24 protein-coding genes are annotated in these 23489 nt (G+C 70.7%); 13 read left to right on the top strand and 11 right to left on the bottom strand.

Translation table 11 applies throughout. From position 1 onward, the window contains the following. Window positions 1–11 precede the first annotated feature (11 nt). From ACZ7CH_RS32155 to ACZ7CH_RS32135, 5 genes are all read left to right on the top strand, one after another. Complete coding sequence (locus ACZ7CH_RS32155; protein WP_470375669.1) at window positions 12–1487, top strand: DUF8189 domain-containing protein; 1476 nt, start codon at window positions 12–14, stop codon at window positions 1485–1487. Between the two features lie 115 nt (window positions 1488–1602). Next, complete coding sequence (locus ACZ7CH_RS32150; RefSeq protein ID WP_470375668.1) at window positions 1603–1749, top strand: hypothetical protein; 147 nt, start codon at window positions 1603–1605, stop codon at window positions 1747–1749. 3 nt (window positions 1750–1752) lie between these two features. Further along, a complete protein-coding gene (locus tag ACZ7CH_RS32145) occupies window positions 1753–2268 on the top strand; it encodes a hypothetical protein (protein WP_360390029.1) in 516 nt (171 codons plus the stop codon). 38 nt (window positions 2269–2306) lie between these two features. After that, the gene (locus ACZ7CH_RS32140; protein WP_470375667.1) at window positions 2307–2879 is read left to right on the top strand and encodes a P-loop NTPase family protein; all 573 of its coding nucleotides are present in this window, start codon (window positions 2307–2309) and stop codon (window positions 2877–2879) included. After that, the gene (locus ACZ7CH_RS32135; protein ID WP_360397679.1) at window positions 2876–3388 is read left to right on the top strand and encodes a hypothetical protein; all 513 of its coding nucleotides are present in this window, start codon (window positions 2876–2878) and stop codon (window positions 3386–3388) included. Before ACZ7CH_RS32140 ends, ACZ7CH_RS32135 begins: the two co-directional genes overlap by 4 nt. Before the next feature lie 6 nt (window positions 3389–3394). Here the strand turns inward: ACZ7CH_RS32135 and ACZ7CH_RS32130 are convergent, their stop codons facing one another. From ACZ7CH_RS32130 to ACZ7CH_RS32110, 5 genes are all read right to left on the bottom strand, one after another. Beyond that, a complete protein-coding gene (locus ACZ7CH_RS32130) occupies window positions 3395–3985 on the bottom strand; it encodes a TetR/AcrR family transcriptional regulator (protein ID WP_458430829.1) in 591 nt (196 codons plus the stop codon). Next, entirely contained in the window at window positions 3982–5907 is a 1926-nt protein-coding gene (locus ACZ7CH_RS32125) for a YhgE/Pip family protein (RefSeq protein ID WP_470375666.1), read from the bottom strand. Before ACZ7CH_RS32125 ends, ACZ7CH_RS32130 begins: the two co-directional genes overlap by 4 nt. Next, window positions 5904–6533, bottom strand: a complete 630-nt coding sequence (locus tag ACZ7CH_RS32120; RefSeq protein WP_360397685.1) for an ATP-binding cassette domain-containing protein — start codon at window positions 6531–6533, stop codon at window positions 5904–5906. The genes ACZ7CH_RS32125 and ACZ7CH_RS32120 overlap by 4 nt, the downstream gene beginning before the upstream one ends. Window positions 6534–6611: 78 nt before the next feature. Further along, a complete protein-coding gene (locus ACZ7CH_RS32115; RefSeq protein ID WP_360397687.1) occupies window positions 6612–7532 on the bottom strand; it encodes a GNAT family N-acetyltransferase in 921 nt (306 codons plus the stop codon). Between the two features lie 10 nt (window positions 7533–7542). Further along, the gene (locus tag ACZ7CH_RS32110) at window positions 7543–8376 is read right to left on the bottom strand and encodes a class I SAM-dependent methyltransferase (RefSeq protein WP_360397689.1); all 834 of its coding nucleotides are present in this window, start codon (window positions 8374–8376) and stop codon (window positions 7543–7545) included. A gap of 179 nt (window positions 8377–8555) precedes the next feature. Between ACZ7CH_RS32110 and rpsA the strand changes: the two genes are divergently transcribed. From rpsA to coaE, 3 genes are all read left to right on the top strand, one after another. Next, a complete protein-coding gene (gene rpsA / locus ACZ7CH_RS32105) occupies window positions 8556–10046 on the top strand; it encodes a 30S ribosomal protein S1 (protein WP_360397691.1) in 1491 nt (496 codons plus the stop codon). A 631-nt stretch (window positions 10047–10677) separates the two neighbouring features. Next, window positions 10678–11271, top strand: a complete 594-nt coding sequence (locus tag ACZ7CH_RS32100; RefSeq protein ID WP_470375665.1) for a hypothetical protein — start codon at window positions 10678–10680, stop codon at window positions 11269–11271. 45 nt (window positions 11272–11316) lie between these two features. Beyond that, entirely contained in the window at window positions 11317–12462 is a 1146-nt protein-coding gene (gene coaE, locus ACZ7CH_RS32095; protein ID WP_470375664.1) for a dephospho-CoA kinase, read from the top strand. Here coaE and ACZ7CH_RS32090 read toward each other — a convergent pair. Next, the gene (locus ACZ7CH_RS32090; RefSeq protein ID WP_470375663.1) at window positions 12438–12956 is read right to left on the bottom strand and encodes a ribonuclease FAU-1 family protein; all 519 of its coding nucleotides are present in this window, start codon (window positions 12954–12956) and stop codon (window positions 12438–12440) included. The two genes, coaE and ACZ7CH_RS32090, sit on opposite strands and share 25 nt — an antisense overlap. Before the next feature lie 88 nt (window positions 12957–13044). Continuing rightward, window positions 13045–13554 carry a ribonuclease FAU-1 family protein gene (locus ACZ7CH_RS32085; RefSeq protein ID WP_360397699.1) on the bottom strand — a complete coding sequence of 170 codons (510 nt, stop codon included), beginning with the start codon at window positions 13552–13554 and terminating at the stop codon, window positions 13045–13047. 50 nt (window positions 13555–13604) lie between these two features. On the opposite strand from ACZ7CH_RS32085, the gene ACZ7CH_RS32080 reads away from it, so the two are divergent. The 5 genes from ACZ7CH_RS32080 to ACZ7CH_RS32060 all read left to right on the top strand — a co-directional run bounded on the left by ACZ7CH_RS32080 (window position 13605) and on the right by ACZ7CH_RS32060 (window position 18914). Then, window positions 13605–14711, top strand: a complete 1107-nt coding sequence (locus ACZ7CH_RS32080; protein WP_470375662.1) for a DUF5685 family protein — start codon at window positions 13605–13607, stop codon at window positions 14709–14711. A 57-nt stretch (window positions 14712–14768) separates the two neighbouring features. Beyond that, window positions 14769–16931 (top strand): excinuclease ABC subunit UvrB, encoded by a 2163-nt coding sequence (uvrB, locus tag ACZ7CH_RS32075; RefSeq protein ID WP_470375661.1) that lies wholly within the window; start codon window positions 14769–14771, stop codon window positions 16929–16931. 726 nt (window positions 16932–17657) lie between these two features. Beyond that, window positions 17658–18089 (top strand): MarR family winged helix-turn-helix transcriptional regulator, encoded by a 432-nt coding sequence (locus ACZ7CH_RS32070; RefSeq protein WP_458430836.1) that lies wholly within the window; start codon window positions 17658–17660, stop codon window positions 18087–18089. 13 nt (window positions 18090–18102) lie between these two features. Then, window positions 18103–18444, top strand: coding sequence for an MmcQ/YjbR family DNA-binding protein (locus ACZ7CH_RS32065; protein ID WP_360397707.1), 342 nt, complete (start codon window positions 18103–18105; stop codon window positions 18442–18444). A gap of 65 nt (window positions 18445–18509) precedes the next feature. Continuing rightward, window positions 18510–18914, top strand: a complete 405-nt coding sequence (locus ACZ7CH_RS32060) for a VOC family protein (protein WP_360397709.1) — start codon at window positions 18510–18512, stop codon at window positions 18912–18914. On the opposite strand, the gene ACZ7CH_RS32055 is transcribed toward ACZ7CH_RS32060, so the two are convergent. From ACZ7CH_RS32055 to ACZ7CH_RS32040, 4 genes are read right to left on the bottom strand one after another with little or no spacing between them, the layout of a single operon-like run. After that, window positions 18915–19838, bottom strand: a complete 924-nt coding sequence (locus ACZ7CH_RS32055; RefSeq protein WP_360397711.1) for an ABC transporter permease — start codon at window positions 19836–19838, stop codon at window positions 18915–18917. Further along, the gene (locus tag ACZ7CH_RS32050) at window positions 19835–20341 is read right to left on the bottom strand and encodes a hypothetical protein (RefSeq protein ID WP_470375660.1); all 507 of its coding nucleotides are present in this window, start codon (window positions 20339–20341) and stop codon (window positions 19835–19837) included. The genes ACZ7CH_RS32055 and ACZ7CH_RS32050 overlap by 4 nt, the downstream gene beginning before the upstream one ends. Next, window positions 20338–20472, bottom strand: coding sequence for a hypothetical protein (locus tag ACZ7CH_RS32045; protein ID WP_470375659.1), 135 nt, complete (start codon window positions 20470–20472; stop codon window positions 20338–20340). The genes ACZ7CH_RS32050 and ACZ7CH_RS32045 overlap by 4 nt, the downstream gene beginning before the upstream one ends. Further along, the gene (locus ACZ7CH_RS32040; RefSeq protein WP_470375658.1) at window positions 20465–23311 is read right to left on the bottom strand and encodes an alpha/beta fold hydrolase; all 2847 of its coding nucleotides are present in this window, start codon (window positions 23309–23311) and stop codon (window positions 20465–20467) included. The genes ACZ7CH_RS32045 and ACZ7CH_RS32040 overlap by 8 nt, the downstream gene beginning before the upstream one ends. Between the last annotated feature and the right edge of the window lie 178 nt (window positions 23312–23489).

The raw sequence follows: 23489 nt of genomic DNA, 5'->3' as shown, positions 1-23489 counted from the left end.
CGGTGACCGGCATGAGATCGCTGGGGATGTTGGCGGTCGCCGCGGCGGCCATCACGTTCGGCTCGTCGCTGGCCATGCCCGACGTCGCGGTCGCGGCCGCCGAGGGTGGCGCGAACTGCGGGACGTACGCGGCGAACTCGAAGATCACGCGCAGCGAGGTCCTCGCGCGGTCGCGGACGTGGATCAGCGCGCGGGTGCCCTACAGCCAGAGCGACTGCTTCGGCAACAAGTACGGCGCCTACCGCACCGACTGCTCCGGCTACGTGTCGATGGCGTGGGGCCTGCGCATCTCCTACACCACCCACATCCTCGAACAGGTCGCGCACCGCATCGACTGGGAGGACCTGCGCCCCGGCGACGCGTTGAACGACCGCCTCAACCACGTGGCGCTGTTCATCGGCTGGGCGGACGCCGCCAAGACCCGGCCGATCGTGCGCGAGCAGGCAGGCCCGGACGGGTCCCGTCCCGTGCAGCGGGTGTGGAGCGCCGCGACCGCGAGCCGGTACGTGCCGTTGCGCTACAACGGCCTGGTCGAGTCCGGCGGCGCCGGCGCGGTCACCGGCGACACCCCGGTCACCGACGCGCCGGCCGTGAGCAGCGGCCCGCAGATCTCCAACACCGCCGCGCAGTCGCTCGAGGTCTACGCGCGCGCCGCGGACGGCACGATCATCACGAACTTCCACAAGACGAGCCGCTGGGCCGGCTGGCAGCAGCTGGGCCCCGAGCTCTTCGCCGGCGACCCGGTCGCGCTGCTCAACCCGGCGACGAAGATCGTCGAGCTGTACGCGCGCGGCACCGACGGCCGGGTCTACCACCGCGCCGACGGCAAGTGGCTCGCGCTCGGCGACACGGCCGTGGCCGGCAACCCCGTGCTGCGCTGGAACGACAAGGACAAGGCCGTCGAGGTGCTCGCCCGCGGCGTGGACGGCGCGCTGCTGCGGTTCGCGGCCGGCCGCTGGGACGCGCTGGGTGACCGCAAGGTCGCCGGCGACCCCGCCGTGCTCGACAAGGACGTCTACGCCCGCAGCGACGACGGCAAGCTCGTGAAGTTCGACGGCGAGAAGTGGCAGGACCAGGGCGACGTGCAGATCGTCAGCGACCCGAGCGTCGCCGTCGACCAGGTCTTCGTCCGCAGCGCAGCCGGCAGCGTCGAGCAGTACGCGGCGGGCGTGTGGAAGACCCTCGGCGGCAAGGGCGTCGGTGCCCCGTCGGCGGTCTACAACACGACGACAGGCTCGATCGACGTGCTGCAGCTCGGCGCGGAGGGCCAGGTCGAGCACTCGCGTGCCACCGACAGCGGCTGGACCACGTGGACCAAGCTCGGCACGACCAAGGTCTCCGGGGCGCCGACCGCGATGTACCACGCGCAGACCAAGACCATCGAGGTCTTCGCCCGCACCGACGACGGCAAGCCGATCCGCCGCTTCTACAAGGAGAAGGCGGGCTGGAGCCAGTGGGCGCTGCTCGGCGACCGCACGGTCGGCTGAGCCGCCGCAGCGGAGAAGGGGTCACGGCGAACCGCCGTGGCCCCTTTCGCGTTCGCGGGTCAGCAGGTCCTGGAGGGCACCCGAACGCACGGGCCGGGCGCCAAGGCGAGGACGGGTGCCTGGCCAACCGCTCGCGCACGCCCTGCTGCCCGCCCGCCGCGACGGTGACCGGATCGTGCTCGACGGAATCGACCGGGAGGTGGTGCGCGCCGCCGAGAAGATCGCTACGTTCGCGGAACTCGGTTGCGGTTTCGGAAGGTAGCCCGTGGACACCTACATCGACCTCAGGGACGTCCGGCTCACCGGTTTCGCGAGCCAGGGCCTGATCGCCCTCGTCGCCGCAGAGTCGGTGTGGGGCGCGGTGAACGACTGGTCCGGCGGCTCGTCGACGTGGAGCTTCCTGGCGCAGGTGCTCTACCTGCCCGCCGCCGTCGCGTTCGTGCTGTGGTTCCGCAACGCCACCCACAACGCCGAGGCCATCGCGCTGCGCGGGGTCCGGACGATCACCGACGTGTGGCGGGCCAGCGACCCGTCGCAGCGCAGCAAGCCGTTCGCCGAGCGCACCACCAGTCCGTTGATCAAGCCGTGGCAGTGCGCGTTCCTCGCGATGGTGCTGACCGACCTGCTGGAGACACTGCTGCTCGACACCGGGGCGTACCTGGTGTTCTCGACGCTGTCCACGGTGGCGGCCGTGGTCGCAGCGGGACTCGCGTGCTTCCTCGTCTGGCGCATCTCGTGGATGCAGCTGCAGTTCGCGGTGCCGCGGCCCCAGCGCCGCTGACCGTGTTGTGATCACGGGGTTCCCGTTAGCCTGACCCGATGCCGTTGCTCGGACCAGCAGACCCGCTGCCGCACGTGCCCCGGCGCATCCTGGTCGCCGGGAACGCCGGCTCCGGCAAGTCGACGCTGTGCCGGCGCATCGCCGCACTGCGCGGTGTCCGCTACGTCGAGCTCGACCGGCTGTACTGGGGTCCACAGTGGACACCGCGGCCGGAGTTCGCCGGTGAGGTCGCCGAGTTCGCGCACCAGGACCGGTGGGTGACGGAGTACCAGTACAAGGAGGTGCGCCGCGAGCTGGCCGCGCGCGCCGACACGGTCGTCTGGCTCGACCACCCGTTCGCGACGGTGATGACCCGGCTCGTGCGCCGGACGGTCCGGCGGCGGGCGGGGCGGGTGGAGTTGTGGAACGGTAACCAGGAGTCGTCGCTGTGGTCGGTGTTCACGGACCCCGAGCACATCCTGCGGTGGGGCTGGAAGTCCTACGGGCGCAACCGGGCCAGGGTGCGGGCGCTGGTGGGCCAGGTCGTCGTGGTGCGGTTGAGCGGGCAGGGGCAGGTGGAGCGGTGGCTGACCGGGCCGCTGGCCGCCGTCGGTGAGGAGCGTGCGCGGTGAGGACGGCACTGGTGCTCGGCGGCAGCGGGATGCTGGCCGGCTGCGCGGGACGGCTGGTGGCACGCGGGTGGCAGGTGGTGCTGCCGTGCCGCACCCGGCCGCTGGCCGCCGACGACGGTCCCGGCCGCGCCGCGCGGGCGTCGGTGTCGCGCGGGCACCGGCCGACCTGGGTGAAGGCGGACTGGGCCAAACCGGCGGAGCTGGCCTCCGAGGTCGGGTACGAGCTGGCCGGCCGCCCGGTGAACCTGCTGGTGGCGTGGGTGCACGCGAGCTACCGGACCGCCGTGCTCACCGCCGTCGCACCGCTGTTGGCCGAGCACGCGCCGGTCGTGGAGGTGCACACGTCCGCACCGGTGCCCGACGCCGTGCTGAGCGCGCACCCCACCCAGCAGGTCCTGCTCGGCCGCTTCGCGCACGACGCCGCCCGGCACGTCGGCCAGGCCGTGCTGGACGCCGTCGTGCGGGCGCTGGAGGGCAAGCCGCCCTCGCTGCACCAGGCCGGTTCCTGAGCGCGGTCAGGGACGGCGGGCCTGTCCCAGCCCCCGCACCAGGAGCATGACCGACTCCCGCACCTCCGCCCGCGACCGCTCCGGCTGGAACACCTGCCAGTCCAGGGCGATCACGAGCAGCGTGCCGAACAACGCCGCCGACGCGGTGCCGACCTCCACGCCCTCCGGCAGACGGCCCGCGTCGGCCAGGCGCTTCATCTGACCGCGCACGATCGACACGATGTCGTCGCGCAGCAACGACAACGTCCCGTGCCACTGGCCCGGCGTCCGCCACAGCTCCGACACCAGCAGCTGGCCGAACGCCGGGTACTCGGCCCAGAAGCCGAGCATCTGGTCGACCAGCGCCTCCAGGGAGTCCTCGGACGACCCGGCCGCCTCCGCCGACCGCAGCCGGCCGGCGAGGATCTCCACCCCGTGGTGCAGCAGCGCCTCGACCAGTGCGTCCTTCGAGGCGAAGTTGTAGTAGATCGTGCCCTTGGCGACACCCGCCTCGGCGGCGATCTCGTCGACCGTCACCGAGGCCGCACCCCGTTCGCCGACCAGCTTCAACGCCGCGTCGAAGAGCTTCTGCTTCGTCGCCGTCGTCCGCGCGCTCACAGCACGAGCTCCGGCTTCAGCTTCGAGGGTGTCCACACCCGCTGCTTGTAGGCCGCCACGGACGACAAGGCTAGGGCCCCGACCAGCCAGGCGAGAAGGATCAGCGCGTCCTGTCCGACGCTGCCCAGGTCACCGCCGTACATCAGGTGCCGCAGGCCGTCGACCGCGTAACCCATCGGCAGGCCGTAGTGCAGCGGGTAGAGCGGCACCGGGATCGTCTGCCACGGGAACGTGCCGCCCGCGCTGACCAGCTGCAGGATCAGCAGGATCAGGCCGAGGAACTTGCCCACGGCGCCGAACGCGGCGTTGAGGGCGTGCAGGATCGCGACGAACGTGAGTGACATCAGCACGAGGAACGCGAACGTGCCGAAGGGGTTCGACGGCTCGATGTCGACCACGAACCGCACGACCGAGAACATCACGAGCACCTGCACGACACCGAGCAACGCACCGGGCAACCATCCGCCCAACGCGACCCGCAACGCCGACTGGCCGGCGGCCAGCGCACGGCGTGACAGCGGGCGCAGCAGCAGGAAGAGCACGAACGCGCCGATCCACGTCGCAAGGCCGAGGAAGAACGGGGCCAGACCGGCGCCGTAGGTGGCCGCCTTCGTCTGGGACAGGCCCTTCACCGCCACCGGGTCGCCGATGGCCTTCGCGATCGCCTCGCGCGTGGGGTCGTCGGTGTCGGGGATCTTGCCCACGCCGCCGGTCAGGCCGTCGCGCAGCTGGGCGGAACCGTCCGCGAGCTGCGCGGCGCCGTCCCTGAGCTGCGGGGTGCCGGTGGCCGCCTTCTGCAGGCCGTCGCGGAGCTGGGCGTTGCCGTCGGCGAGCTTGGTGGCGCCGTCGTCGAGCCGGCCGACACCGCTGACGAGCCCCGGCATCTTCGACGAGAGCTGGGCGGCGCCGTCGGCGACCTGGTCCGCGCCGGTCGCGAGCTTGCGCAGGTTGCCCGCGGCGCCCTGGACCTTGCCGTTGGCGTTGTCGAGGGGCTGGCGGGCCTGGGTGAGGGCGGTCATGACCCGCTGCACCTGCTCCTCGGTGAACCCGAGTGCGCGCAACCGGGTCGCGACGTCGCCGTTGGCCTGGTCGAGCGCGCCGACGAGGGACTGGGCCAGCCGCGCGTACGCCTCGGCCTCGGTCGCGGCGGTCTCGTTGCCGTCCGCGACCTGGCGCGCGCCGTCGGCGATCTTCTGCGCGCCCGCGGGCAGGGCCTGGGTCTGCGACCGGAGCTCGTGCAGGCCGTCGCGCAGCTGGACGGCGCCAGTCGCGGCGGTCACCGAGCCGGTGGACAGCTGCTGCACACCGCCGTCGAGCTCGGTGAGCTTGTCGCGCAGGGTGGCGCTGCCGTCGGCGAGCTTCGCCGCGCCGTCCGCCGCCTTCGTGGTCTCCTGGCGGATCGTGGAGAAGCCCAGCAGCAGCCGGTCGGCGGCCTCGGTGGAGACCTTCTCGGTGACGGCGCGGCGCACCTCGGTGACGACCTGGTTCGCGATCGTGCTGCCGAGGTAGTTGTTGGCGTCGTTGGTCGTGAGCGTCAGCACGCCCTGGCGCGGCTTCATGTCCGCGGGCGAGGTGAGCGCCTCGGAGAAGTCCTCAGGCAGCGTGAGCGCGAAGATGTACTTGCCCTTGCGCACGCCCTCGTCGGCCTCCTCGCCGCTGCCGACGACCTGCCACTTGAACTTCCCGCCGTTGAGCAGCTCGTCGGCGACGTCCTTGCCGGCGTTGAGGTCCTTCGTCCCGCGGTCCTGCACGACGAGCGCGGCCGGGACGTTGTTCAGGTTCGAGTACGGGTCCTTGTTGGCGTACAGGTAGAGCGACGCGTACAGCAGCGGCACCAGTGCCAGTGCGAGGACGGCGAGCCGGGGGAGCGTGCCGGAGGTGATCCGGCGCAGCTCGTTGAAGGCCATGCGAAGGGCGCTCATGCGGAGGTCTCCATCTTGGTGTCGTTGTCCTCACCAAGGCGCGCGTGCGGGAGGTCGAGGATCTGGGCGGAGGAGTTCGAGCACAGGACGACGACGGACCGCTCGGGGGTCACGTGGTCGTGGGCCAGTGCGAACCACTCGCGCGGGTCGGGGTGGTAGCGGTCGGGGCAGTCGAGGACCAGCGCCGTCACGCCGGGGCGGGCGGCGGCCAGGTCGAGCAGCACCGCGCAGCGCGTCCGCGGCGGCACGTGCTCGAAGCGGCTGGCCGCGTGCTCGTCGGCCGCGTGCTCGACGAGCCAGTCGTGCACCGCCTTCTTCCCGGAGGCCATGCCGTTCATCGCGAGCTCCTCGCCGACGACGGCGGCCAGCGTCAGCGCCTCCTCCGGCTCGTTCACCTCGGGGGCGTCGACCAGGACGACGTGCTTGCGCAGCGTCTTCAGCTCGGGCGACACCGTGCCGGTGGAGGGCTTCATGCGACCGGACAGCAGCAGGCCCAGCGCCGTGTGGCCGGTGCCGGGGTCGCCGGCGACGAGGGTCAGCTCGCCCGGCCGCACGGTCAGCGAGGTCGGCCGGAGCAGGGGACCATGGGCCCCGGTGACGCCGGCGCGCTGGGCGTGGATCTCCACGGCTTTACCTTCCGTTTAAACTGACCGGTCAGTACAAATTCTCGCGCAGACCGGTGCGCGTGGCAACTCGGACATAGGTCACCTGAGGGCGGACGCGGGGCGTACTTCCCAGACGGTCCACAGCGGCCGGTAGCCCTGACGCGGCCAGAAGACGCTGCTCAGCGGGTTCGGCGGGTTGTAGTAGAGGTAGGTGCCGACCGTGCCCAGGCGGTGCAGCTCCTGGTGGACGTGGGCGACGAGCTGCTGGCCGATGCCCGTTCCGCGGGCGCCGGGCAGCACCGAGACGCAGTTCACGTAGCCCCAGCGGCCGCGGGGCAGGCGCTGGGCCGCGGCCGTGCCCGGTTCGGACGCCACGACCGCGCACTCGGCGAGCGCCACCGCGACGCCGTCGCGTTCGGCGAGCCAGATCGGGCTCGCGTTGTTCAGGCGTTCGGCGAGTGCGCGGCGCTTGAGGGCCGGTGCCTCCGGTCGCACGATCGTGGAGCCCACCAGCGACGAGTACCGCAGCTCCGCGAGCGACAGCTCCACGACGCCGTCGAGGTCGCCCGGGGTGGCGCGGCGGATCGCGACCGTGCGCGGGAAGTGCGGGTGCGGGGTGCGCAGCCGGACGCCGAGGACGGACAGCGGCACCATGCCGTGGTCGAGGAACGCGCGCGCCGCGACCGTGTCCCGGCTCGGCCAGTGCACCACGCACGCCGTGTCCTCGCCGATGTCGACCTCGTCGAGGTACCGGCGGAACCGGGTGAGCAGCGCGTCCATCCCCTGCGCGGTGCCGACGAGCGGCACCAGCTCCCAGACCTCGGCCGCCGACCACAGCCGGGTCGTGGAGTGCGGCTCGAACGAGTCGTGGCAGACCACGCCGGCCACGCGGGTGCCGTCGGGCAGCGCGGCGGTGAGGACGTGGCCGTCGCGGGGGAGCTCGGCGGCAGGGGGCAGCAGCGGGTCCAGTGCGGCGAAGCGGGCTGACTGGGCCGCCACGAGTCCGCGTGCCGAGCTCATGGACCGGAGACTACGACGTGAGCCGGGTCCGGAAGATCGCGGTGCCGGGGAAGAGCCTGCCCCGCAGCGGGCTCCACTGCCCCCAGTTGCGGGTGTGCCCCTTCGGCCACTCCGGTTCGACCAGGTCCTCCAGCGCGAAGCCGGTCGCCGTGAGCGCGCGGACGTAGTCGCCGAGCGTGCGGTGGTGCTCGACGTAGGTGGCCCGGCCCTCGGCGTCCACCTCCACGTACGGGGTGCGGTCGAAGTACGACTGGGTGACGGTGAGTCCCATCGGGCCGGGGTCGTCGGGGAAGATCCACCTCATCGGGTGGTTCACCGCGAACACCCACCTCGCGCCGGGCTTGAGGACGCGGGCGACCTCGCTGAAGACCTGCTCGACGTCGGCCACGAACGGCACCGCGCCGAACGCCGAGCAGGCCGCGTCGAAGGTGCCGGACCGGAACGGCAGCTGGTCCGCGCTGGCCTGCACCAGCGGCACGTCGACACCGGTCTCGGCGTTGTGCTCACGCGCGTGGCGGAGCATGCCCTCGGAGATGTCGAGCGCGGTCACGTCGGCACCCCGCACCTTCAGCCAACGAGCGCACGGTGCACTGCCGCTGCCGACCTCCAGGATGCGTTGACCTGCGACTTCACCCAGGAAACCGGCGTCCTCCTCGCGCAGGCCCTCCGGGCACCAGACGAAGTCGGCCGCGCCCAGGAAGTCGCCGTGCGCGTCGTGGTAGGAGTCCGCGTCGGCGTCCCACCAGATGCGGTTCGCCACGCGCGACTCGGCGGCGTCCGCCCCGCGCTTGACGATGCCGGCCGTGCCGAGCGCGTGCTCCGCGCTCGTGTGCTGGTTGGACACACTGCTCCTTCACGTGGGGGCTGGTTTGCTTGCGCGTCTGGCAGCCGCGTACGATATCGCGTGCGTAGTGGGTTAGTGCTGCCCATGATCCAGACGGTCGGGGATTCCAGGTCGCTGCGATGCTGCGCGCGCACCACTACCACTCATTAATGCCAATCCGTACCGGAGCCACCTACCTAATGTCCACCGACACCACCACCGCCCCCGTTGCCGCTGCGCCCAAGCAGGTCGCGATCAACGACATCGGGACGGAGGAGGACTTCCTCGCAGCTATCGACGCGACGATCAAGTACTTCAACGATGGCGACATCGTTGAAGGCACGATCGTCAAGGTCGACCGGGACGAGGTCCTGCTCGACATCGGCTACAAGACCGAGGGTGTCATCCCCTCGCGCGAACTGTCGATCAAGCACGACGTCGACCCCAACGAGGTCGTCAAGGTCGGTGACGAGGTCGAGGCGCTTGTTCTCCAGAAGGAGGACAAGGAAGGCCGTCTGATCCTCTCCAAGAAGCGCGCCCAGTACGAGCGCGCGTGGGGCACCATCGAGGCCCTCAAGGAGAAGGACGAGCCCGTCAAGGGCACCGTCATCGAGGTCGTCAAGGGTGGTCTCATCCTCGACATCGGTCTCCGCGGCTTCCTCCCCGCCTCCCTCGTCGAGATGCGTCGCGTCCGCGACCTGCAGCCGTACGTCGGCCGCGAGCTCGAAGCGAAGATCATCGAGCTGGACAAGAACCGCAACAACGTGGTCCTGTCCCGCCGCGCGTGGCTGGAGCAGACCCAGTCCGAGGTCCGCAGCGAGTTCCTCAACCAGCTGCAGAAGGGCCAGGTCCGCAAGGGCGTCGTGTCCTCGATCGTCAACTTCGGTGCCTTCGTGGACCTGGGTGGCGTCGACGGTCTCGTCCACGTCTCGGAGCTGTCCTGGAAGCACATCGACCACCCGTCCGAGGTCGTCGAGGTCGGCCAGGAGGTCACGGTCGAGGTCCTCGACGTCGACATGGAGCGCGAGCGCGTCTCCCTGTCGCTGAAGGCGACCCAGGAAGACCCGTGGCGCCAGTTCGCCCGCACCCACGCGATCGGCCAGATCGTGCCGGGCAAGGTCACGAAGCTGGTTCCGTTCGGTGCGTTCGTCCGCGTGGACGAGGGCATCGAGGGCCTGGTCCACATCTCCGAGCTGGCCGAGCGCCACGTCGAGATCCCGGAGCAGGTCGTGCAGGTCGGCGACGACGTCATGGTCAAGGTCATCGACATCGACCTGGACCGCCGCCGCATCTCGCTGTCGCTCAAGCAGGCCAACGAGGGCTTCACGGTCGACACCGAGTTCGACCCGACCCAGTACGGCATGGCCGCCGAGTACGACGACCAGGGCAACTACATCTACCCCGAGGGCTTCGACCCGGAGACCCAGGAGTGGCAGGACGGCTTCGACAAGCAGCGTGAGGAGTGGGAGCGCCAGTACGCCGAGGCGCACACTCGTTACGAGGCCCACATGAAGCAGATCCGCAAGGCCGCCGAGGCCGAGGAAGAGGCTTCGGCCGAGGGTGCGGGCAACTACACCTCCGGTGGCGACGCCCCGTCCACCTCCGTCGGCGCGCCGGCCCAGTCCGGCGGCACGCTGGCCTCCGACGAGCAGCTCGCGGCGCTCCGCGAGAAGCTGTCGGGCGGCATGTGAGCCACCCCGGCACCTTCGGGTAGCTGACTGACGAAGGCCCCCGCACCTCACGGTGCGGGGGCCTTCGCCGTTGTTGCCGCCCGCATCTGCAAGTACTGCCAACTCAAGATCAACAGGCATCTGACTGCAACCAACTGCTCGACTTGTCCACAGATGGGCGCGGGCGCCTCCGCTACACGGCTCACCTGTACAGGCTGAGGTCCATGGACGAGTGGATCGACGAGGTCATCGAGCACGACGGTTTGGACGCTGTGTGGGCGGCGGACGACGCGATCCGCCGTGAGCTCGTGACCAGGGAGGAGATCGCGGAATCGTTGGCATCGCGCCCAGGCGGTCGTGGCGATGGCGTTGCGAAGCTGTGGCTGGCGGAAGCGGATGGTCGTGCCGAGTCGATGCTGGAGACCGCCGGGCGGCTCGCGTTGAACGACGGCGGCGTTCCGTTGCCGGTTCTGCTGTGCGACGTGGCCTCAGGGGGACGGACCGGTTGGGTGCAGTTGGAGGCGGGGCGAGGGCGAGTTGGTAGTACTCGCAGATGCCACAAAGACGGACGGGGCGCCACTCGTTCACTCTGTGGTGAAGGGCTGAGTCCGTTGTGTAGGTTGAGAAACCTATGCGTGGGATACGTTTCTTCATGGCACTCGGCGCGGCGGCGCTCACCGCCGCCTGCTCGTCCGCGGCCCCGCAGTCCTCGGCGCCGCCGCCGCAGATCCCGAAGATCACCCCGCCGACCACGCAGTCGAAGGCACTGGCGATGGTCGACCGGCCCGCGCTGCCCGACGACTGCGACCTCGTGGTCGACGTGGACACGATGAACGCGATCCTCGGCCAGGAGCTGCCGGGGGAGCCGCAGATCATCATCGGCGTCAAGGAGCCGGGCATCGGCCGCACCGGCAAGATCGACTGCTACTACGGCATCCCGCCCAAGCAGGGGCTGCCGGCCGCGAAGATCATCATCGGCCTGTCGACCTACACCGACGAGCTCACCGCCCGCACCCGCGTCGCGGAGAGCGTCGAGGCGGAGCGGCAGGACGGGGCGAAGATCACCGAGGTCGACGTCGGCAAGCAGAAGGGCACGCTCATCGAGGGCAAGGACGAGCAGCTGCTCATCGGGTCGCTGGGCAAGTCGACGTTCGTGGTGCGCTCGCGCAACGGCTTCGTGCCGCCGCAGAACCTCACGAAGATCCTGCCGCCGCTGGCGCAGCAGGCGATGACACCGCCGGTCTAGCGTCGCGGTCCTGCTCGCCCCCGCGGCCCGGCTAACCTGACCGGCATGCTCAGGGTGGGATTGACCGGCGGGATCGGGTCGGGCAAGTCGACGGTCGCGCGGCTGCTCGAAGAACGCGGCGCGACGATCATCGACGCCGACAAGCTGGCGCGCGAGGTGCTGGAACCGGGCACCGACGGCCTCGCGGAGGTCGTGCAGGCGTTCGGTGACGACGTGCTCAACGCCGACGGCACGCTGAACCGGGCCGCGCTGGCGGCCAAGGCGTTCGCGACCGAGGAGGCGCGGCAGACGCTCAACGGCATCACGCACCCCCGCATCGGGCAGCTCACCGCGGAGCGGATGGCGGCGGCGGACGGCATCGTGGTGCACGACATCCCGTTGCTCGTGGAGCGCGACCTGGCTGCCGCCTACCACCTGGTCATCGTCGTGCACGCGGACGCGCAGACCCGGCTGCACCGCCTCGTCACCAGCCGCGGGATGGCCGAGGACGACGCGCGGAACCGGATCGCCGCGCAGGCCACCGAGGAGCAGCGCCGGGCGGCCGCGGACGTGTGGCTCGACAACTCCGGCGAGGTCCCGGACGTGACGGGGCTGTGGGACCGGCTCGTCCGGTTCGAGGAGAACGTGCGGACGCGGACGTACGCGTCGGGGCAGCCGGTCGTGGTGCCCTACGACGAGACGTGGCCGGCGCAGGCCGCGCGGGTCGCGCGGCGGATCGCCCTGGCCGCGGGCGGGCGGCACGTCGAGCACATCGGGTCGACGAGCGTTCCCGGGCTCGCGGCGAAGGACGTGCTGGACTTCCAGCTCGCCGTCGAGGACATGGAGACCGCCGACGGGTTGCGGGAAGTGCTGGCGCAGGCCGGTTTCCCGTACGTGGGGCCGTACGAGGACACGCCACGCGGTGAGGACGGCGGCTGGGACAAGCGGCTGCACGCGGGTGCGGATCCGGGGCGGCGGGTGAACCTGCACCTGCGGGTCGAGGGCGCGGCCAACTGGCGGTGGGCGGTCGACTTCCGCGACTGGCTGCGGCACGACGCGCGGGCCCGCGAGGAGTACGAGAACGTGAAACTCGAACTGTCACAACGGTTTGCGGGCCACGACAGCGGGTTCGCCTACGGTGACGCGAAGGAGCCGTTCATGGTCGCCGCGGTGGAGCGGATCAAGGCCTACAGGGGCGGCCAGGCGTCGTAGATGCCGTGCCACGTCAGCCACGAGGTGAGGTTGTGGTTGACGTTGCTGAGCTCTTCGAGGGTGCGGTGGACCGTGCGCAGCGCCTGGTCGGCGTCGCCCGGCTGCAGCACGCGGCCCGCGACGGCGGCGGCGAACTCCTCGCTGCGCACGATGCGGGCCGTGGTGCCGCCGGGAACGGCCAGGCCCAGCAGCAGGTCCGTGGTCTGCCAGTGGCGGTGGTCGCGCTCGACGCGCACGGCCGTCAGCACGCTCGGGCCGCTGCGCGCGTGCCGCGACCGCGGGTGGAACGTGGTGAGCCGCACGCCGACGTCGGGCAGCAGCCACGTCACCTCGGAGTCGGAGAACGGGTCCTCCGGTGTGGGGTGCTCGATCCGCAGACCCCAGCGCTCCACGTGGCACGAGCTGAGGTGCCGCATGCCCCCGGATGAATAGCTCCGGACGCCCGAAATGGTGTCGACGGTGTCGACCAGCTGAGGTGTAGTGACCGCTCCCACGACGCCGAGGGTAGTCAAATATGTGCTCGCAGTTACACGGCGGATCGATTTGTTACGTCACGGTCAGATGACGACCACACTCTGTGTATCAACGCCAGGTCGTAGGACAACCCGAATAGGTGAGCCACCGAACCACGTCGTGACCGTGTGCTGAAATTCCGGACAGCGCCGCATAGGTGGTTTCCAATGCCCATTGCGCGCGTTCCGCGGTGATGAAGTTGTGCTGGAGCGCGCTCAGCAGCTCGTCGGTGTCGAGGACCGTGGTGCTGCGGCCCGTCCGGACGAGGAGGTCGAGGTAGAGGTCGGTCGTGCGCCACACGCTGCCGATCGCCGAGATCTCCACGACGTCGACGTAGAAGTCGAAGTCCTGCTCGTGGCCGCGGTGCCAGGACTGGCGGGTGACCCGCAGGTTCAGCTTGGGCAGGAACCAGCTCTCGAAGTGGCTGATCCTCGGGTGCCCGGAGAGCGGGCGGAACATGTAGAGCCCGGCCGGGGTGAGGCGGTACTCGTCGACGCTCCTCAGCTGCCCCTTGGGATCGGTGTTGCTCTTGGCGTCCAGGTCGAAGTACTCGATCTTCGGCGGATGGATGTGTGCCACGTCAGCGATACTGCCATCAGATTCGTCAGCGGCCACTTAGGATCGCGCGCATGTTCGGGATCATCCGCCCCTGCCGCAACAGGTTGGGCGCTGAGCTGCGGTCCGCGTGGCTCGCGCACCTGTGCGGGATGTGCCTCTCGCTGCGCGACGAGCACGGTCATCTGTCACGTCTCGTCACCAACTACGACGGGTTGATGATCTCAGCCGCGGTCGAGGCGCAGACCGGTCTGTCGCGCCGGTCCGCCGGGCCGTGCGCGTTGCGCGGCATGAAGTCCGCGGACGTGGCCGTGGGTGCGGGCGCGCGGCTGGCGGCATCGGTGTCGCTGGTGCTGGCCTCGTTGAAGGTCCACGACCACGTCGACGACGGTGACGGGCTGGCCGGCCGGGTCGGCTGGGCCGGGCGCGCGGTCGCCCAGCGGTGGGCGGCCAAGGGCATCGGAACGGCCGCTGACCTCGGGTTCGACGCGTCGGTGATGATCGACTCGGTGCGTCGGCAGACGCTCGTCGAGGCAGCGGCGGGGCTGGGCAGCTCGGTGCTGGCCGTGACCGAGCCGACGGAGACCGCCACCGGGTTCGCGGTGGCGCAGACGGCGATCATCGCGGGGCGGCCGGCGAACGCGGAGCCGTTGCGCGAGGTCGGGCGGCTGTTCGGGCGGGTCGCCCATCTGATCGACGCGGCGGAGGACCTGGAGGAGGACCGCGCCTCGGGCTCGTGGAACCCGTTGCTGGCCACCGGGACGTCGGTGCAGGAGGCGCACCGGCTGTGCCTGGACGCGGTGGCGGGCATCCGGCTCGCGCTGGCCGAGGTCGAGTTCGTGGACGGGCGGCTGGTGCACAAGCTGCTGGTGCACGAGCTGGAGGAGTCGATCGTCCGGGTGTTCGGCAAGCGGAAGCGCCACCAGCACCCGCCGGACAAGCCGCGCTGGTCGGATCCGGGCAGCGGGCTGTGGGCGTACCCGAGGCTGAACTGGCAGCGGCAGCCGCGCGGGTGCTTCGAGGGCTGCGGGGCGTTCCTCTACATGTGCGGCACGTGCCAGTTCTGCTGCCGCGACCCGTTCCCGGGACCGTGGAGCGACAAGCGGCGCGACGGGTGCGACCCGGGGCCGGACTGCGGCCCGAACTGCGACTGCGACTGCAACTGCTGTCCGTGCGATTAGAGGGCTCTGACCAGGCACAATCTGAAATTGTCAGACCCCCGGCGTAACGTGCTTCCCGTGGCATTCGCAACCGAGCTCCCGCAAGAGGAGAGCACCGTCAAGGCGCACTCCGAGCACCGTCCCGTCGGCGAGATCACCCGCACCGGCGGGCAGTTCCGCGTGGTCAGCGAGTACCAGCCGGCGGGCGACCAGCCGGCGGCCATCGCCGACCTGGAGCGGCGCGTGCGCTCGGGCGAGCGGGACGTGGTGCTGCTCGGCGCCACCGGTACCGGCAAGTCGGCGACGACGGCGTGGCTGGTCGAGCGGTTGCAGCGGCCGACGCTGGTCATGGCGCCGAACAAGACGCTGGCGGCGCAGCTGGCGAACGAGCTGAAGGAGCTCTTCCCGCAGAACGCGGTGGAGTACTTCGTCAGCTACTACGACTACTACCAGCCAGAGGCGTACATCCCGCAGACGGACACGTACATCGAGAAGGACTCCTCGATCAACGAGGACGTCGAGCGGCTGCGGCACTCCGCCACCATGTCGCTGCTGACCCGGCGCGACGTCATCGTGGTCGCGTCCGTCTCGTGCATCTACGGCCTCGGCACGCCGCAGTCGTACCTCGACCGCTCGATCCCGCTGGCCACCGGGGCCGAGGTCGATCGCGACCAGTTCCTGCGCGCCCTGGTGGACGTGCAGTACACGCGCAACGACATGTCGTTCACCCGCGGCACCTTCCGCGTGCGCGGCGACACGGTCGAGATCATCCCGTCCTACGAGGAGCTCGCGGTGCGCGTCGAGTTCTTCGGCGACGAGATCGACAAGCTCTACTACCTGCACCCGCTGACCGGTGACGTGGTCCGCGAGGTGGAGGACCTGCGGATCTTCCCGGCCACCCACTACGTCGCGGGCCCCGAGCGCATGGAGCGCGCCATCCGGGACATCGAGGCGGAGCTGGAGACGACGCTCGCGCAGATGGAGCGCCAGGGCAAGCTGCTGGAGGCCCAGCGCCTGCGCATGCGCACCCAGTACGACATCGAGATGATGCGCCAGGTCGGCTTCTGCAACGGCATCGAGAACTACTCCCGCCACATCGACGGCCGCGCCGCCGGCACCGCCCCCGCCACGCTGCTCGACTACTTCCCCGACGACTTCCTGATGGTCATCGACGAGTCGCACGTGACCGTCCCACAGATCGGCGGCATGTACGAGGGCGACGCCTCCCGCAAGCGCAACCTCGTGGAGCACGGCTTCCGCCTGCCGTCCGCCCTCGACAACCGCCCGCTCACGTGGGAGGAGTTCGCGGACCGCATCGGCCAGGTCGTGTACCTGTCGGCGACCCCGGGCCCGTACGAGATGGGCCAGGCGGGCGGCGAGTTCGTCGAGCAGGTCATCCGCCCGACCGGCCTGGTCGACCCGGAGGTCGTCGTGAAGCCGACCGAGGGCCAGATCGACGACCTGGTCCACTCGATCCGCGAGCGGGCCGAGCGCGACGAGCGCGTCCTGGTCACCACGCTGACCAAGAAGATGGCCGAGGACCTCACGGACTACCTGCTGGAGCTCGGCATCCGGGTCCGCTACCTGCACTCCGAGGTCGACACCCTGCGCCGCGTCGAGCTGCTGCGCCAGCTGCGCCTCGGCGAGTACGACGTGCTGATCGGCATCAACCTGCTGCGCGAGGGCCTCGACCTGCCCGAGGTGTCCCTGGTCGCGATCCTCGACGCGGACAAGGAGGGCTTCCTGCGCTCGGGCACCTCCCTGGTGCAGACGATCGGCCGCGCTGCCCGCAACGTGTCCGGCGAGGTCCACATGTACGCGGACAAGATCACCGACTCGATGCGGCACGCGATCGACGAGACGAACCGCCGCCGCGTCAAGCAGATCGCCTACAACGAGGAACGCGGCATCGACCCGCAGCCGCTGCGCAAGAAGATCACCGACATCCTCGAGACGGTGTACTCCGAAGCCGACGACGAGGTGCCGGTCGGCGGCTCGGGCCGCAACCAGTCCCGCGGCAAGCGCGCCACCGGCGAGGGCGGCCGCTCCGCCGGCGTCCTGCAGTCCCACGAACGCGCGGGCATGGCCCGCTCCGAGCTCGCTGACCTCGTGCAGCAGCTGACCGACCAGATGATGAACGCGGCCCGCGACCTGCAGTTCGAGCTGGCCGCGCGCCTGCGTGACGAGGTCCAGGACCTGAAGAAGGAGCTGCGGGGCATGGACGCAGCCGGCGTGAAGTAACCCCGAGGCGGGGGCGCCACAACGCAAGCGCCCCCGCTCCTCGCTTCGACACGCGGCCAGCATGGGGAGTAGCCCCGTGGCGGGTGCCGTCTGCTACGCAGGCGCCCGCTCCTCGCTTCGGCACGCGGCTGGCGCGGAGTAACCCCGCAGCGGAGGCCGCCCACAACGCAAGCGCGCCTGTTTTTGCCTTGGCACGCGACCGGCGTGGAGTAGCCCCGTGGCGGGTGCCGTCCGCTACGCAGGTGCCCCGCTCCCCGCTTCGGCACGCGGCCGGTGTGACGTAGCCCGCGCGGCGCGGGCCGCCCACAACGCAAGCGCCCCCGCTTCTTGCCTCGGCACGCGGCCGCTTGGTCTCCCCGGCTGATCGCCACGGTTCCAGGCTGCCTCGGTTCCGGGCTGCCTCGGCATTGGTTCGCGCCGGCTCGCGCGTCCAGCGGACATCGCTGTTCCGCGACGACAGCAACCGCCGCTATACCACCGCCCGCAAGGCCAACCCCATCGTCTCGATTCGCCACAACGGCGCCACCGTCGTCCCGCAACGCCCGCCGCTCCCGCCCCGCCCTCACCTCCACCGCGCACAACGCAGGTCCCACCGCACCCGCCCAGTCCACAATGGACGACCGGTCGCTCACCGTGAAGCCGGCAACTGCGGCGCGTAAATCGCCCTCTGGGGTGAGATGTCGGCTGACAACACCCATTCGAGCGTGATGCGGCCATGATCTCCCGGTGGACGTCGACACCCACCTCGCCGCGGTGGAGCAGGCGCTGATCGCGATGCGGCGCAGCCAGTCACGCAGGGCGCTCGCCGAGCTGGCCGTACCGGCCTTCGACGTGCTCGACGTGATCGAAGCGGCCGAGCGGGGCGGGGTGCAGGCCACGGTTTCCGGGGTTGCGGCGGCTTTGCACGTCGATCAGCCGCGGGCCAGCAAACTCGTCACCAGCGCCGTGGACGCCGGTCTGGTCGCACGCGTTGCCGACAAGGCGGACGGGCGGCGAGTGCTGCTCGTGCGCACGCCGCGGGGGCGGGCCACCAGTGCCGAGCTGCACCGGGCGCGGCAGACGGCCTGTGCGGCGGCGATGGCGGAGTGGAGCGAGGACGAGCGGGCGGCGTTCGCGGAGCTGCTCACTCGTTTCGTCGCGGGCTTCGGCGGGCGATAATCGCGTTGTGACGATGGACGAGCTGATCGCCTACTGCGCCGCCAAACCCGGCGCGGAGGAGACGTACCCGTGGGGTGAGGCCGAGCTCGTCTGCAAGGTGGGAGGGAAGGCCTTCGCCTTCGTCGGGCTGGACGTGCACACCGTCGGGCTCAAGTGCGGAGCCGACGGGGAGGCCGCCGCGGTGTGGAGAGAGCGCTTTCCCGCGGACATCACGGTGAGCGGGTACATCGGGCGTTACGGGTGGAACACCATCGCGCTCAAGGGTTCGGTGCCCGACGACGACCTGCTGGAGCTGGTGGACGGGTCCTACGACGCCGTCGTCGCGCGGCTGCCGAAGCGGAAGCGGCCGGTCTAGCCCCGGTTTTCGATCTTCCACCACTCCGGACAGTGGTTGTCCGCATTCGGTCTTACCGTTGCGCCATGGCAACCGAAATCCAGGTGACGATGGACGCGGCGGACCCGGCGAAGCTGGCCGCCTTCTGGGCGGAGGCGCTCGGGTACGTGGTGCAGCCGCCGCCCGGCGGGTTCGCGACCTGGGAGGAGTTCGCTCAGGCGAACAACATCCCGCAGGAGCGGTGGAACGACTACTCGGCGATCATCGACCCGGACGGCGCGGGGCCGCGGTTCTTCTTCCAGCGCGTGCCGGAGGGCAAGACGGCCAAGAACCGCGTCCACCTCGACGTGAACGCGGGTCTGGAGGCCGTCGACCGGCTCGTCGCCCTCGGTGCGACGAAGGTCGAGGAGTTCGACCAGGGCCGGATGGGGCACTGGGTCGTCATGCTCGACCCCGAGGGCAACGAGTTCTGCGTGCAGGGCAAGCACTAGCTAGCTGGTGATGTCCTTCGTGATGAACCGGCGTGCCGCGAGCAGCGTGAAGATGCCGCCGTAGACGAGCGCGGAGAACACCCCGCGCGTCATCTCCGACCAGTCCACGTCGGTCGAGAGCAGGTCGGCCCACGCCATCGAGTAGTGCGTCGGCAGGTAGTTGCGCAGGTCCCCGAGCGGTTCGATCTGGTCGAGGATCTGCGACAGGATCGACACGAGCACCGTGCCGCCGACCGCGCCGAGCGGCGCGTCGGTGGACACGGACAGGAACAGCGCCAGGCCCGCCACCCAGAACAGGTTGATCGCGATGTAGCAGACGGCGAGCCCCATGCCGAGCACGCCGTCCGCGAACGGTGCCGCCTCACCGGTCGGGCTCACGACCTCGCCCGCGCCGTACCACAGCACGCCGACGCCGAGCGCGACCGCGGGCAGCAGTGCGAGGGCGAAGAAGCTGAGGAGGCCGCTGCTGATCGCCTTCTGGCGCAGCAGGCGGTGGCGCGGGATCGGTGCGGCCAGCAGGTACTTGAGGCTCGACCACGACGCCTCGGACGCGATCGTGTCGCCGAAGAACAGCGCCACGATCATCGGCAACAGGAAGCTGCCGCTCACGAACAGCGTCAGCACCACGAAGTTGATGCCGCTGGCCGTGGCGAGGTCGACGAAACCGCCGGAGCGGCGGTTCTGGCTCTCGCCCAGCTCGAAGCTCAGGGCCAGGATGAACGGCAGCAGCACCAGGAAGCCCAGCACGAGCTGGGTGCGGCGGCGCTTGACCTGGCGCTGCAGCTCGACGCTGATCCGCAGGGTCCTGCGGGGCCGGTAACCCTTCGAGGAGCCGTCCTCGGCCACCTCGGTCTGCTGGTGGGCGGCGGCCTCGGTGAGGTCGCTGATCGCTCCGGGGTCGGTGTGGACGCCGTTCTCGCTCACCGGTCCACCTCCTCGTGCCGGCCGACCTCGTCGGTGGCGGTCGTGACGCGCGCGCCGGCAACACCGGCGCTCGTCGTGATCTGCCCGCCGACGCCGTCGGCCGGGTCGTGCTCGCCGTGACCGGCCGGACTGTGCTCACCCGGCGCGTCGGCACCCACCGGGGTGTTCGCCATGTCGGCGCCCACCGGTGTGCCCGGCACATCGGTGCCTGCCACGTCAGCGGTCGCTGGGGTGTTCGCCGTGCCGGCGCTCACCAAGGTGCTCACCTCAGCGGCAACGCCGGCGCCGTGCGCGCTGCGGTCAACGGCCTCCGCCGCGTCCGGTGCGCCGAAATTGTCGGTGCTGCCTGGGATAATTGAGTCAAGGGGACCCCCTTCGCGCGCGAGCGACGTGCGCTCGCAGGAGGAGGGGACGCCTGCGGGAGCGTGCCTGCCGGCGCTCAGGCGGATGCGGTTGGCGTTCGCCAGAGGGCGCGCGGGAGGCACCGAGCGGGTGGAGGTCATGCGGTGGCCTCCCGCTGCTCTTCGTCGTCGGAGGCGGCCACGTCGAGGCCCGCCTCCGCCAGCGCCTCCAGCGACACCGGGTCCGGGGCGTCCGCCGTGGTGGACGCCGCTGCCATCAGGAAGTCATTCACCGACCAGCTCCAAGAACGCGTCTTCCAGCCTGCGTCGCGGGCCCGCCTGGTCCACGGCCACACCGGCGGCCACGAGGGCCGATAGTGCGGCAGCGCGCGGGACGCCGTTCATCGAGGCGTGCACTGCGTCCTCGTCTTCGTGCACGTCGTGCACGCCTTCGAGGTTGCGCAGCACCTCCGCTGCCTTCGACGGGGAGTCGACGCGGAACGTCGCCTCGCCGCCGCCTGCCGCGATGTCGGCCACCTCGCCCGCGGCGACGAGCTGGCCCTTGTGCATCACGACCACGTGCGAACAGGTCTGCTCGACCTCGGCCAGCAGGTGCGACGACACCAGGACGGTGCGGCCGGCTGCGGCGTACCGGCGCAGGACCTCGCGCATCTGGTGGATCTGGGGCGGGTCGAGACCGTTGGTCGGTTCGTCCAGGATCAGCAGGTCCGGCAGACCCAGCATCGCCTGGGCGATGGCGAGGCGCTGCCGCATGCCCTGGCTGTAGGTGCGGGTGCGGCGGTTCACGGCGTTGCCGAGGCCCGCGATCTCCAGCGCCTCCTCGACGTGCGCCTCCTCCAGCGGGCGACCGGTCGCCGCCCAGTACAGGCGCAGGTTCTCGGCACCGGAGAGGTGCGGCAGGAAACCGGAGCCCTCCACGAACGACCCGATCCGCGACAGCACGGGCGCACCCGGCGTCACCTTGTGCCCGAAGACCCGGATGTGTCCCTCGGACGGGTGGATCAGGCCCATCACCATGCGCAGCGTCGTGGTCTTGCCGGCACCGTTGGGACCCAGCAGGCCCAGCACCTGGCCGTGCTCCACGCGGAACGACAGGTCCTTCACCGCGGTCAGGCCGCCGGGGTAGGACTTGGTGAGGTTCGAGATCACCAGCGGCACCCCGGACAGCTCCGGGTCCGAGTCGTGCGCCAGGCGGCGGCGGAACATCGCGATGACACCGGCGCCGATCAGCACCAGCAGCGTGATCACGATGCCCCACAGCGCGGCCACCGGGAAACCGGTCGTCACGTTGCGGCCCGGCACGACTGGCACCGAGATGGTGTCGTCGGCCAGCGAGATGCGGTACGCGGCGGGCTGCTCGGCGTTCGCGAACGCCTGGTCCGTCGTCGAGACCACCAGCGCCAGCCGGTGCTCGCTCTCGACCGGGCGGACGGCGGGCGGCAGCGTCACGGTCACCTCGGCGGCGGAACCGTCCGGCGGCAGCGCCACGCGGAACGGGGCCACGGCCGAGCCGGGCAGCACCCGCGTGCCGTCCTTCGACACGTCGTAGAGCTTCGCGAACAGGATCGCCTCGCCGCTGTTCTGGTCACCGCGCGCCACCCGCAGCCGGACCGTCGAGGAACCCGTCAGCAGCAGCTGCGAGGTCAGGGCGTCGGACTGGAACACCGCCGCCTGACCGGGCAGGTCGAGCGAGAGCCGCGACGAGATCGACGACGACCGCGCCAGCGCCGAGCCGAGACCGGGCAGGTTCGAGATCGCCGCCGGGTTGCCGCCGGCGGGGTTCACGGCCACCTGCTCGCGGCCGCTGAGCTTCACCGAACGGCGCTCGCTCGTGGAACCGGGCGCCAGACCGGGGTAGGAGGGGGCGACGACCGTGCGCAGCGACGGCGTTCCGGACGAGCGGAACGCGCCCTGCACCTGGTACTCGAAGCCGGTACCGGGGTCGGTGCCCTTGCCCATCAGGTGGAAGACCATCCAGTCGGCGATCTGTCCGCGCAGCGTGGCGCCGGGGTTGCCGCCGTCGTGACCACCCGCGTACCAGACCGTCTTCACCTTGCCGCCCGCCGCGGCGATCTGCTGTGCGGTGGCGTCGGACTGGTCGAGGCCGAAGAGCGTGTCCTGCTCGCCCTGCACCAGCATCGTCGGCTGGGTGATCTTGTCGGTGACCTCGACCGGTGACGAGCGGCGCAGCAGGTCGAGCGTCTGCTGCGAGGCCTTGCCCGTCGTCGCGACCTCCGTGTAGGCGGTGCACACGGCGGGCGTGAACCGGCCGCAGGCGCCCAGCGACGGCGTGGGCGGCTGTGCGGCCGCGCCCGAACCGCCACCCGGCTGCTGCTGCGGCTGCTGTGCCGGCGCCTGGTTGTTCGACTCGGTGTCACCCACCTCGGGCGCCTCACCCGTGGGCGAGGCGAGGTCGATCGACGTCATGCCGGCCGAGAAGAAGATGCCCGCCCACGACCGCTTGAAGACGCCGTCCTCACCGAACGCGGTCGCTCCCGGCGTGGCGTCGGAACGCGGCTCGGCCGAAGCGGAGTTCGGCAGCAGCGCCTGCGCGAGGTCGTTGTAGGTGATGACCGGGACGAGCGTGTCGACCCGCTTGTCGGTGCCGGCGAGCAGCAACGACAGCGCACCGCCGTAGGAGGCACCGGTCACGCCCACGCGCGGGTCGCCACCGGAGTCCTTCTGCACCTCGTCGCGGGTCGCGAGGAAGTCGACGAGCTTCTGCGCGTCGCGGACCTCGCGGTCGAGGGAGTTGAGCGCGATCTGGCCGGTGCTGCGGCCGAAACCGCGTGCGGACCACGTCAGGACGACGAAACCGCGCCGGGCGAACTCCTCCGCCTGCGTGTGCACGCTGCGCAGGCTGCCGCCGAAGCCGTGCGCGAGCATGATCGCGGGCGCGGGCGTCTGCTGGGGGAGGTAAAGACGCGTCTCGATCGTCACCGTCTGAGCGCTGTCGGGGCTCTCGGGTGCGTCGATGTTCGCTTCTTTGTACTGCACGGGCGCGGGGTCGTCGCCTGATCTGGTGAAGTAGAAGCCACCGGCCACGAGGGCCGCGACCACTATCAGAGCGGGGATCGACCACCTGCCGCGAATGCGGGAGAGGCGGGACACAGCGATGACGATATGCGAGTTTCGCTGAGAGCGACCTGTCGGGACCCGGTGCCGGTCTCAGCAAGAGTCGATCTTCAGCCGGGCTTCAGGTTCGGTCGGGTACTGCTCAGGAGACCACGCAACGTATTCCCATCGCACCTGGTTGCGTGGGTCTGCTCACCCTGTGTGGCGCTAACCG

It is taken from the genome of Lentzea sp. NPDC037011, assembly GCF_055607425.1.
The sequence above is the reverse complement of the archived record's forward strand: the minus strand, read 5'-3'. Positions and strand labels throughout refer to the sequence as shown.

Excerpts from the sequence above, each read along its gene's own strand:
- ACZ7CH_RS32155 (WP_470375669.1), top strand. The coding sequence starts at position 12 with ATGAGATCGCTGGGGATGTTGGCGGTCGCCGCGGCGGCCATCACGTTC.
- ACZ7CH_RS32140 (WP_470375667.1), top strand. The coding sequence starts at position 2,307 with ATGCCGTTGCTCGGACCAGCAGACCCGCTGCCGCACGTGCCCCGGCGC.
- ACZ7CH_RS32125 (WP_470375666.1), bottom strand. The coding sequence starts at position 5,907 with ATGAGCGCCCTTCGCATGGCCTTCAACGAGCTGCGCCGGATCACCTCC.
- ACZ7CH_RS32115 (WP_360397687.1), bottom strand. The coding sequence starts at position 7,532 with ATGAGCTCGGCACGCGGACTCGTGGCGGCCCAGTCAGCCCGCTTCGCC.
- rpsA (WP_360397691.1), top strand. The coding sequence starts at position 8,556 with ATGTCCACCGACACCACCACCGCCCCCGTTGCCGCTGCGCCCAAGCAG.
- ACZ7CH_RS32100 (WP_470375665.1), top strand. The coding sequence starts at position 10,678 with ATGGCACTCGGCGCGGCGGCGCTCACCGCCGCCTGCTCGTCCGCGGCC.
- coaE (WP_470375664.1), top strand. The coding sequence starts at position 11,317 with ATGCTCAGGGTGGGATTGACCGGCGGGATCGGGTCGGGCAAGTCGACG.
- ACZ7CH_RS32080 (WP_470375662.1), top strand. The coding sequence starts at position 13,605 with ATGTTCGGGATCATCCGCCCCTGCCGCAACAGGTTGGGCGCTGAGCTG.
- ACZ7CH_RS32065 (WP_360397707.1), top strand. The coding sequence starts at position 18,103 with ATGGACGAGCTGATCGCCTACTGCGCCGCCAAACCCGGCGCGGAGGAG.
- ACZ7CH_RS32060 (WP_360397709.1), top strand. The coding sequence starts at position 18,510 with ATGGCAACCGAAATCCAGGTGACGATGGACGCGGCGGACCCGGCGAAG.
- ACZ7CH_RS32050 (WP_470375660.1), bottom strand. The coding sequence starts at position 20,341 with ATGACCTCCACCCGCTCGGTGCCTCCCGCGCGCCCTCTGGCGAACGCC.